This window comes from Streptomyces sp. NPDC006691 (assembly GCF_042869955.1).
Taxonomy (GTDB): Bacteria; Actinomycetota; Actinomycetes; order Streptomycetales; family Streptomycetaceae; genus Streptomyces.
The window spans coordinates 1-11,889 of the sequence record NZ_JBIAGW010000027.1 but is presented as its reverse complement, the minus strand read 5'-3'; the positions used below and the strand labels follow the sequence as shown (position 1 = coordinate 11,889).

At 72.3% G+C, this 11,889-nt stretch carries 1 protein-coding gene and 1 pseudogene; both read left to right on the top strand.

Features of this window, described 5'->3' with window-relative positions:
* Positions 1-7: 7 nt before the first annotated feature.
* Positions 8-9,721, top strand: a pseudogene (locus ACFYNP_RS34910) (type I polyketide synthase); the annotation flags it as partial.
* Between the two features lie 54 nt (positions 9,722-9,775).
* The coding region (locus ACFYNP_RS34905) for a type I polyketide synthase (protein ID WP_388791215.1) at positions 9,776-11,889 on the top strand (2,114 nt) is incomplete at its 3' end.

Genomic DNA, 11,889 nt, shown 5'->3' with positions numbered 1-11,889 from the left:
GCGAGTTACCGCGGATCTGCACCAGACCCGGCAGCGTCTACAGGACGCCGAGTCCGTGAGCCGGGAGCCCGTCGCCATCGTCGCGATGAGCTGCCGCTACCCCGGCGGGGTCGCCGGACCGGAAGACCTGTGGCGGCTCGTGGCCGACGGGGGGGACGCGATCTCTCCCTTCCCTGACGACCGGGGCTGGGACGCGGACCTCCACGACCCCGACCCGACGAGCCCCGGCAAGAGCTATGCGCGCGAGGGCGGTTTCCTGCACGACGCGGCACAGTTCGACCCGGCCTTCTTCGGCATCTCCCCACGCGAGGCCCTCGCCATCGACCCGCAGCAGCGTCTGCTCCTCGAAGCCACCTGGGAGGCGTTCGAGCGGGCGGGCGTGGATCCGCTGTCCGTTCGCGGCTCCCGGACGGGCGTCTTCGTCGGCGTCATGTACGGCGACTACGGCAACCGCATCCTCAGCAACCCCGAGGGCCTGGAGGAATTCGAGGGCTACCTCGGCAACGGCAGCGCGGGCAGCATCGCTTCCGGGCGCGTCTCCTACACCTTCGGTCTCGAAGGCCCTGCCGTCACCATTGACACCGCGTGCTCGTCCTCGCTCGTCGCCCTGCACCTGGCCGCGCAGTCCCTGCGCAACGGCGAGTGCACCCTCGCGCTCGCGGGGGGCGTGACCGTCATGTCCACACCGGACACCTTCGTGGAGTTCAGCCGCCAGCGCGGCCTCGCGGCCGACGGCCGCTGCAAGGCGTTCGCGGAGGCCGCCGACGGCACCGGCTGGGGCGAGGGCGTCGGACTCCTTGTCCTTGAGCGCCTGTCGGACGCCCGCCGCAACGGCCACCAGGTCCTCGCCGTCGTACGCGGCACCGCTGTCAACCAGGACGGCGCAAGCAGCGGTCTGACCGCCCCGAACGGTCCCGCCCAGCAGCGCGTCATCCGCGCGGCGCTGGCGAACGCGGGCCTGGCGGCGCGCGACGTGGATGCCGTCGAGGCGCACGGCACGGGCACCACGCTCGGCGACCCCATTGAGGCGCAGGCCCTGCTCGCCACGTACGGACAGGAGCGGCCGGCCGGCCCGTCCGGCGACCGCGAGCCGCTGTGGCTCGGCTCGGTCAAGTCCAACATCGGTCACACCCAGGCGGCCGCCGGTGTCGCGGGTGTCATCAAGATGGTGATGGCGATGCACCACGGCGTGCTGCCTCGCACGCTGCACGTTGACCGGCCGAACTCGCATGTGGACTGGTCGGCGGGGGCTGTTGAGCTGCTGGCCGAGGCCCGGGAGTGGGCCGAGCGAGAGGGTGGCGTGCCGCGTCGTGCGGGTGTGTCGTCGTTCGGTGTCAGCGGCACGAATGCCCACGTAATCGTGGAGCAGGTGCCGGTGGAGGATGCAACTGCTGCCGCTAAGAGGGACGTTCTGTCCGGCAAGCTTCCCTGGTTGGTGTCGGCCCGCAGCGCCGAGGCGCTGCGCGCGCAGGCCGGGAAGCTGCGGGAGCACGTGGCGGGGAGCGACGGCCTCGACTACGTCGACGCTGGCTGGACTCTGCTGTCGGCCCGCGCGTTGCACGAGCACCGCGCGGTCGTCTTCGGCCGGGACCGGGAAGAGTTCCTGACCGGCCTTGAGGCGCTGGCGTCGGACGGGCCCGGAGTCGTCTCGGGCGCGGTCGCCGAGGGCCGCCTCGGGGTCGTCTTCACCGGCCAGGGCAGTCAACGCGTCGGCATGGGAAGGGAGTTGTACGAGACGTTCCCCGTCTTCGCCACCGCGCTGGACGAGGTGTGCGCCCACTTGGACGGCCTCCTGGAACGCCCGCTCAAGGACGTCATGTTCGGCACGGACGCCGGGCAGCTGGAGCAGACGGGCTACGCGCAGCCCGCGCTGTTCGCGGTGGAAGTGGCCCTGTACCGTCTTGCCGAGTCCTTCGGAGTGCGGCCGGCGCTTGTCGGCGGCCATTCGATCGGCGAGTTGACGGCTGCGTACGTGGCCGGGCTGTGGTCGTTGGAGGATGCGGCCCAACTGGTGGTCGCGAGGGGCCGGTTGATGCAGTCGCTGCCTGAGGGTGGCGCGATGCTGGCCGTGCAGGCGGCGGAGGCCGACGTGCTGCCCCTACTGGACGGCACGGCAGACCGTGTCGGTGTGGCGGCCGTGAACGGCCCCGCCCAGGTGGTGCTCTCTGGCGACCGCGTGGTTCTGGAGGGCCTGAGGGAGATCCTTCGTGGGCAGGGGCGGAAGGTGCGGTGGCTGAAGGTCTCGCACGCCTTCCACTCGCCGTTGATGGACCCGGTCCTGGACGAGTTCCGCGAGGTCGCGCGGGGCCTGACGTATCAGGATCTGAAGCTGCCGGTCGTCTCCAACGTGACTGGTGAACTGGCCGAGTCGGCTCGGCTGAAGGATCCCGAGTACTGGGTCCGGCACGTCCGTGAGGCGGTCCGTTTCCACGACGGTTTGACCACTCTTACCGCCCAAGGTGTGTCGACGCTGCTTGAGTTGGGCCCGGATTCCGTCCTTACGGCGATGGCGCACGACACGCTCACCGACCCGGGCGCGCAAGCGGGTCTGGTCGGTGCCCTGCGCAAGGACCGCCCGGAAACCGACACCTTCCTCACTGCCCTCGCCAAGGCCCACGTGCGCGGCGTCGAGGTCGACTGGACCCCGTTGTACGCCCCCGTCGAGTCCCGACGCCGCGTGGACCTGCCCACGTACGCCTTCCAGCACCAGCACTACTGGCTCAACCCGCTGGAGCAGGCGGCGGTGGCTGCGGCGGGTGACGGCGCCGACGCCGTGGACGCGAGTTTCTGGAAGGCCGTCGAGGATGAAGACCTCGCGGCGCTGACGGGCGCTCTGGAGGTCGACGAGGAGGCGCCGTTCCGGTCGGTGCTGCCCGCGCTGACGGCATGGCGGCGGCAGCGGCACGAGCAGTCCGAACTGGACCGCTGGCAGTACCGCATCGCATGGAAGCCCCTCGCCAAGGTGGCGCGACCCGGGCTCACGGGCACCTGGCTGGTCGTGGCACCCGCCGGGAACGAGGCGGAGCCGTGGATCGATGCCTCCGTACGGGCGCTGGAGCGGAGCGGGGCGCAGGCGCGTGTGCTGCGGGTTGAGCCACAGGACGCGGACCGAACCGTGTTCCTGGAGAAGCTGAGGGATGCCCTCTCGGACGACGGCGAGAGCCAGGGCATCTCCGTGACCGGAGTCCTGTCCCTGCCGGCCTGCGGGCCGACGCCGGAGCCTTCGAAGACGCACGCCGTCGACGGCGAGTCCGTCCCGGCCGAAGTGCTCCGCACCCTCGCCCTCGTCCAGGCCCTGGGCGACGCGCACGTGGCCGCGCCGCTGTGGGTGGCGACGCGCGGCGCCGTCTCCGTGGGCGCCTCGGACGCCACCGCCGATGCGGACGGCGCGGCGGTGTGGGGCCTGGGCCGCGTCGCGGCCCTCGAACACCCGGAGCGCTGGGGCGGCCTGGTCGACCTGCCCGAGACGGCGGACGCCCGCGCGGCGTTGCGGCTCGCGCAGGTCCTCGCGGCCGCATCGGGCGAGGACCAGGTGGCGGTGCGCGGGTCGGGCGTGTTCGTACGCCGGTTGGTACGCGCGCCCTTCGGCGACGTGGACGTGTCCGGCGGGTCGGCGGGGGAGTGGTCCCCGGGCGGCGGCACGGTACTCGTCACCGGTGGCACGGGTGCCCTCGGCGCGCACGTCGCGCGCTGGCTGGCACGCGAGGGCGCCGAACACCTCGTGCTGACGAGCCGCCGTGGCACCGACGCACCCGGCGCCGCCGAACTCAGGGCCGAACTGGAGGAGTTGGGGGCACGGGCAACCATCGCAGCGTGCGACGCGGCGGACCGGGACGCGCTGGCACGCCTCCTGGACAAGATTCCCGGCGACGCGCCGCTGACCGGTGTCTTCCACACGGCCGGAGTCCTGGACGACGGCGTGCTCGACGTCCTGACCGAGGACCGGATGGCCTCCGTGTTCCGCGCGAAGGCGGAGTCGGCCCGCCACCTGGACGAGCTGACCCGCGACGCGGACCTGACCGCCTTCGTCCTCTTCTCCTCCCTCACCGGCACCGTGGGAGCGCCCGGCCAGGGCAACTACGCCGCCGCGAACGCCTTCCTCGACGCCCTCGCCGAACGGCGGCGCGCCGCCGGACTGCCCGCCGTCTCGCTCGCCTGGGGACCGTGGGGCGGTGGGGGCATGGCCGCCGCCGACGGCTCCGAGGAGCGGATGCGCCAGGCCGGGCTGCCGGTCATGGACCCCGCACGCGCCACCGAGGCACTACGCAGGGCGACACTCCACGCGGCGGCGCAAGGCGGTCACGCGGATAGCCCGGTGCCGGTTCGGGAGGCGGCCGCGCTCGTCGTCGCCGACGTCGTCTGGGACCGTTTCACGGACGGCTTCACCGCGACCCGCCGCAGCACCCTCTTCGACGACCTGCCAGAGGTGGCAGCCGCCCGCACGGCACACCCCACCAGCGCGGACGACACCGAAACCCCGCCCCTGAAACAGCAGTTGGCCGCCCTGTCCCGCCCGGACGCCGAGCGGGCCCTGCTCGACCTCGTCCGGACTCGGGCGGCGGCCGTGCTCGGACACGGCGGCAAGCAGGCGGTACCCGGGGACGGCGCGTTCAAGGGACTCGGGTTCGACTCGCTCACCTCGGTCGAGTTCCGCAACCGCCTCGGCGTCGCGACCGGCCTGACCCTCCCGGCCACGCTGGTCTTCGACCACCCCTCGCCGCGCGCCGTCGCCGACTACCTCTCCGGACACCTCCTCACCGCCGACGTCACCGACAGCGCCGCCGTGATACCGACGTCCACGGGGACGGCGGCCGACGACGAGCCCATCGCGATCGTGTCGATGAGCTGCCGCTTCCCCGGCGGCGTACGCGGACCGGAAGACCTGTGGCGGCTCGTCGCGGACGGCGTCGACGCACTGGGGGAGTTCCCCGCCGACCGTGGCTGGGACATGGGGACGCTGTACGACCCCGACCCGGCGACGCCTGGCTCCACCTACGCCCGGCAGGGCGGATTCCTGCCGGACGCGGCCGGGTTCGACGCGGACTTCTTCGGCATCTCGCCCCGCGAGGCCCTCGCCATGGACCCGCAGCAGCGGCTCCTCCTGGAGACCGCGTGGGAGTTGTTCGAGCGCGCCGGCATCGCGCCGTCGACGCTGCACGGCAGCCGCACCGGCGTGTTCGCGGGCACCAACGGCCAGGACTACCTGGACCTCCTCAAGGACGCGCCCGACGGTGCCGAGGGCTACATCGGCACGGGCAACGCCGCCAGCGTGGTCTCCGGCCGCCTGTCGTACGCCTTCGGCCTCGAAGGCCCCGCCATGACCGTCGACACGGCCTGCTCGTCGGCCCTCGTGGCCCTGCACCTGGCGGCGCAGGCGCTGCGCCAGGGCGAGTGCGACGTGGCCCTCGCGGGCGGCGTGACCGTGATGTCCACGCCGGGCGCCTTCATCGAGTTCAGCCGCCAGCGCGGCCTGGCCGCCGACGGCCGCTGCAAGGCGTTCGCCGAGGCGGCCGACGGCACCGGCTGGGGTGAGGGTGTCGGCCTGCTGTTGCTGGAGCGCTTGTCGGACGCCCGGCGCAACGGCCACCAGATCCTGGCCGTCGTGCGTGGCTCCGCCGTCAACCAGGACGGCGCGAGCAACGGGCTCACCGCCCCGAACGGACCGTCCCAGCAGCGTGTCATCCGCGCCGCCCTCGCCAACGCCCGCCTCACGCCCGCCGACGTCGACGCCGTCGAGGCACACGGCACCGGCACGTCCTTGGGCGACCCCATCGAAGCGCAAGCGCTGCTCGCGACCTACGGGCAGGAGCGGGCTGCCGACCGGCCTCTGTGGCTGGGATCGGTGAAGTCGAACATCGGGCACACCCAGGCGGCCGCCGGTGTCGCGGGCGTCATCAAGATGGTCATGGCGATGCGCCACGGGACGCTGCCGCCGACACTCCACGTGGACGCCCCCAGCACGCACGTGGACTGGGCGGCGGGCTCGGTCGAGCTGCTGACGGAGACTCGTGAGTGGGCCGAGCGGGCGGACGGCGCGCCGCGTCGCGCGGGTGTCTCGTCGTTCGGCGTGAGCGGCACGAATGCTCACGTGATCGTGGAGCAGGTGCCGGTGGCAGAACCTTCTGAGTCCGCTGAAACGGACCTTCTGTCCAGTGCGATGCCGTGGTTGGTGTCGGGCCGGAGCGCGGAGGCGCTGCGAGCACAGGCCGGGCGGTTGCGTACGTACGTGTCTGAGCGCGATGAGCTCGCGCCAGTCGACGTGGGTTGGTCGTTGCTGTCGGGCCGGGCTGTGCATGAGCACCGTGCTGTGGTCTTGGGTCGGGAGCGGGTGGAGTTCCTGTCCGGGCTTGTGGCCGTCGCCTGCGGTGGTTCGGGTGTGGTGTCGGGGTCGGTGGTTGAGGGTCGTCTCGGTGTGGTCTTCACCGGTCAGGGCAGTCAGCGGCTTGGTATGGGCCGTGAGTTGTACGAGGTGTTCCCTGTGTTCGCGGATGCGCTGGACGAGGTGTGCGCCCACTTGGACGGGCACCTGGACCGGCCGCTGAAGGATGTGGTGTTCGGTGCGGATGCCGGGTTGTTGGAGCAGACGGGGTATGCGCAGCCCGCGTTGTTCGCCGTCGAGGTGGCTCTGTATCGCCTCGCCGAGTCGTTCGGGTTGCGGCCCGAGATCGTCGGTGGTCATTCGATCGGTGAGTTGACGGCTGCGTACATAGCCGGGCTGTGGTCGTTGGAGGACGCGGCCCAACTGGTGGCTGCGCGCGGGCGGTTGATGCAGTCGCTGCCTGAGGGTGGCGCGATGCTGGCGGTGCAGGCGGCGGAGGCCGATGTGCTGCCGCTGCTGGAAGGTGTCACGGATCGGGTCGGCCTGGCCGCTGTCAACGGCCCCTCGCAGGTGGTCCTGTCCGGTGACCGCGTGGTTCTGGAGGGCCTGGAGGGGACACTCCGCAGCCAGGGGCGGAAGGTGCGGTGGCTGAAGGTCTCGCACGCCTTCCACTCGCCGCTCATGGACCCGGTGCTCGACGACTTCCGCGAGATCGCGCGGGGCCTGACGTATCAGGACCTGAAGCTGCCGGTCGTCTCCAACGTGACTGGTGAACTGGCCGAGTCGGCTCGGCTGAAGGATCCCGAGTACTGGGTCCGTCACGTCCGTGAGGCGGTCCGTTTCCACGACGGCTTGACCACTCTTACCGCCCAAGGTGTGTCGACGCTGCTTGAGTTGGGCCCGGATTCCGTGCTCACGGCGATGGCGCACGACACGCTCACCGACCCGGGCGCGCAAGCGGGTCTGGTCGGTGCCCTGCGCAAGGACCGCCCGGAGCCGGACACCTTCCTGACCGCCCTCGCCCAGCTCCACGTACGCGGGGCCGAGGTCGACTGGACCCCGCTGTACGCCCCGGTCGAGTCCCGGCGCCGCGTGGACCTCCCCACGTACGCCTTCCAGCACCAGACCTACTGGCCGCAGCCGAAGGAGTCCGACGCGGCCGAAGGCCAGGGCGCCGGCGTGGACGCGGAGTTCTGGGAGGCCGTCCAGCGTGAGGACCTCGAAGGCCTTGCGGAGACGCTGGAGCTCGACCAGGACGCGCCCCTTGAGTCGGTGCTGCCCGCGCTCGCGTCCTGGCGGCGCCGGCAGCAGGAACAGCAGCAGGTGGACGCCCTCCGCTACCAGATCACGTGGAAGCCGCTGCCTGATGGCTTGGCACCAGGCGCCGGTCCGGCACTCCAAGGCGCCTGGGCGCTGGTGGTCCCGGCCGGGGCCGCCGAACACCCGTGGTGCGCGGCCGCCGAGGAGGCGTTCGCCGCCGCCGGTACGGAGGTCCAGCGCGTGGTCGTCGGGGACGAGGCCGCCGATCGTACGAAGATGACGAAGCTCCTGCGGGTCCTGGACGCTCCCCTCGCCGGCGTGCTGTCCCTGCTGGCCCTGGACGAGCGCTCGTACGAGCCCTCGGGGTCCCTCGCCCAGTCGGCATCCTTCACCCGCGGCATGGCCGCGACCCTCGCCCTGACGCAGGCCGTCGTCGACGCCGAGGTCGGTGGACGACTGTGGATCGCCACGTGCGGCGCGGTGTCCGTAGGCGCCGCCGAGTCCGTGCGCGGTGTCGCGCAGTCGCAGGCATGGGGCTTCGGGCGGGTCGTGGGCCTGGAGCACCCGGAGGTGTGGGGCGGCATCATCGACCTCCCCGAGGCCACAGGGGCCGTCCCGGCCTCTGCCCGCACCCACCTCACCACCCTCCTCTCCCGCACCGCCACGGAGGACTTCGCCGAGGACCAGCTCGCCGTCCGCCCCTCGGGAGTCCTCGTACGCCGCCTCGTGCGCGCGCCCAGGAGCGCGGCTCCCGCCGGGCGCTGGGAGCCGCGCGGCACCGTACTGATCACCGGCGGAACCGGCGCCCTCGGCGCCCACGTAGCGCGGTGGTGCGCGGGCGGCGGCGCGCGTCATCTCGTACTGACGAGCAGGCGCGGTCCCGACGCGCCCGGAGCCGCCGAACTCCGCGCCGAACTGGAGGAGTTGGGCGCCGAGGTCACCATCGCCGCCTGCGACGTGGCCGACCGGGACGCGCTCGCCGGGCTGCTGGCCGAGATGCCCGCGGACGCGCCGCTGAGCGCCGTCGTACACGCGGCGGGCCTGGGACAGGACCGCATGATCGACGAGACGGGACCGGCGGACTTCGCCGAGATCGTCACGGCGAAGACGGCGGGCGCGGCGCACCTGGACGAACTGCTCGGTGGCACACCGCTGGACGCGTTCGTGCTGTTCTCGTCCATCGCGGGCGTGTGGGGCAGCGGCGGCCAGGCGGCGTACGCGGCCGCCAATGCCTTCCTCGACGGGCTCGCCGAACGCCGCCGGGCCCAGGGGCGTGCGGTGACGTCGGTGGCCTGGGGGCCGTGGGCCGGTTCGGGCATGGCCGGGGACGACGAGGCGGCGGCGCACCTGCGCAAGCGGGGCCTGCCCGTCATGCGGCCCGAGTCGGCCGTTGCCGCACTGCGGCATGCGCTCGGCGTCCGCGACGCCCTGGTCACCGTCGCCGATGTCGACTGGGAGCGGTTCGCCCCGGCCTTCACGGTGCGGCGGCCGAGCCCGCTGCTCGACGACCTGCCGGACGCCCGCCGGGCCCTCGACGCCGCGTCGGGCGTATCCGGCGCGCGTTCGGCCGACGGGGCCGGAACTGGCGACGCCGCGGCCGCCCTGGCCGAGCGGCTCGCCGCGGCCTCGGCCGACGAGCGCGAGCGGACCGTACTGAAGCTGGTACGCGAGGAGGTCGCCGCCGTACTCGGGCACACGGGCACGGAGGCCGTCCGCGAGGACCGCGCGTTCAAGGACTTCGGCTTCGACTCGCTGACCGCCGTCGAACTTCGCACCCGCCTGAACGCCGCGACCGGCCTGAGCCTGCCCAGCACCCTCGTCTTCGACCACCCGACCCCCGGGGAACTGTCCCTGCAACTCCTCGCCGAGCTCCTGCCCGACTCCGCGGCCGGATCTGGTGACGGGGACGACAACCCGGCGGACACCGAAGCCGACGCCGAAGTCCGCAGGGCTCTCGCGTCCGTACCCATCGCCCGCCTCCGCGAGGCAGGTCTGATGGACGCCGTCCTGCGCCTCGCCGCGCAGCACGCGAGCCCGGATACAGCGCCGGCCCCGGCCGATGACGACGACGCGGACGCCTCGATCGACGCCATGGACGTGGACAACCTGATCCAGCTCGCCCTGGACAACAGCGATTCCTGACGCAGCCCGCAGTTACGCCGCACGAATTCACGCAGCACGGATGTGGAGCCGGACATGACGAGGCCTTCGGACACGGTCGTTGAAGCGCTGCGCGCGTCTCTGAAGGAGACCGAGCGGCTGCGACGGCAGAACCAGCAGCTCAAGGCGGCTTCCAGAGAGCCCATCGCGATCGTCGGTATGAGCTGCCGCTTCCCCGGCGGCGTACGCGGCCCCGAGGACCTGTGGCGGCTCGTCGCCGACGGCGCCGACGCCATCGGCGAACTCCCCGATGGACGCGGCTGGGACCTCGACGGCCTCTACGACCCCGACCCGGACAAGCAGGGCACCTTCTATGCCCGCCACGGCGGCTTCCTGCACGAAGCGGGCGACTTCGACGCCGTGTTCTTCGGCATCTCGCCCCGCGAGGCCCTGGCCATGGACCCGCAGCAGCGGCTCCTCCTGGAGACCGCGTGGGAAGCCTTTGAGCGGGCGGGCATCGACCCCGCCACCCTGCGCGGCACCCGCGCCGGCGTGTTCGTGGGCTCCGGCTACCAGGGCTACGGCGAGGGTGTCCGCCAGGCCCCCGAAGGCGTCGAGGGGCACCTGCTCACCGGCAACAGCACCAGCGTCATGTCCGGCCGCCTCTCCTACGTCCTCGGCCTCCAGGGCCCGGCGGTGACGGTCGACACGGCATGCTCGTCGTCCCTGGTCGCCCTGCACCTGGCGGGCCAGGCGCTGCGCAACGGCGAGTGCACGATGGCGCTCGCGGGCGGCGTGACGGTGATGTCGTCGCCGGAGACCTTCGTGGAGTTCAGCCGTCAGCGCGGGCTCGCGGCGGACGGCCGGTGCAAGGCGTTCGCGGAGGCGGCGGACGGCACGGGCTGGGGCGAGGGCGTCGGCATGCTGCTGGTGGAGCGGTTGTCGGATGCGCGGCGCCTTGGCCATCGGGTGCTTGCGGTCGTGCGGGGTTCCGCGATCAATCAGGACGGCGCGAGTAACGGCCTGACCGCGCCGAACGGCCCTTCCCAGCGGCGTGTGATCCGGGCCGCGCTGGCGAACGCGGGTCTGGCGGCGGGTGATGTGGATGCCGTCGAGGCACACGGTACGGGCACCACGCTCGGCGACCCCATCGAGGCCCAGGCCGTCATTGCCACCTACGGCAAGGAGCACTCGGAGGAACAACCCCTGTGGCTGGGCTCGTTGAAGTCCAACATCGGGCACACGCAGGCGGCCGCCGGCGTCGCCGGTGTCATCAAGATGGTCATGGCGATACGGGCGGGTGTCCTTCCGCAGACGTTGCACGTGGACAGCCCGACCTCCGAGGTCGACTGGTCCGCAGGCACCGTCGAACTCCTCACGCAGGCGCGGGACTGGCCCGAGCGGGAGCCGGGGCTGCCTCGGCGCGCGGGTGTCTCCTCCTTCGGCATGAGTGGGACGAACGCGCATGTGATCGTGGAGCAGGCTCCTGCGGTCGACGAGTCGGCTCCCGTTGAGACGGAGGGAGCTGCCGCTCCGGCGGTGGTGGCGGGCGTGGTGCCGCTGGCCCTCTCGGCCAAGAGTGGGGATGCGCTTCGGGCGCAGGCCGGGCAGATGCGGGAGCTTCTGCTGGCCGATGCCGGTCTTGAACTGGGTGATGTGGCTTGGTCGTTGGCGGTTTCGCGGGCGCGGTTCGAGTACCGGGGTGTTGTCGTCGGGCGGGATCGTGAGGAACTGCTCGCCGGGCTTGAGCGGCTGGCTGCGGACGATGGCGCGGCCGGCGGAGTGGTCACCGGGCGGGCCCGGGTCGGCTCGGCGCGTCCGGTGTTCGTGTTTCCGGGGCAGGGTTCGCAGTGGGCGGGGATGGCGCGTGAGCTGCTGGACTCCAGCCCGGTGTTCGGGGACCGCATGCGGGAGTGCGCGGACGCGCTCTCGGAGTTCGTGGAGTGGGACCTGTTTGAGGAGTTGTGCGGGGACCGGTTTGACCGGGTGGATGTGGTTCAGCCGGTGTTGTTCGCGGTGATGGTGTCGCTGGCTGCGGTGTGGCAGGCGGGGGGTGTGAAGCCGTCGGCTGTGGTGGGTCACAGTCAGGGGGAGATCGCTGCGGCGTGTGTGGCGGGTGTGCTGTCTCTGCGGGATGCCGCTCGTGTCGTGGCGTTGCGGAGTGTCGCCATTCGTGAGTTGTCGGGCAGGGGCGGGATGGTGTCCGTGCC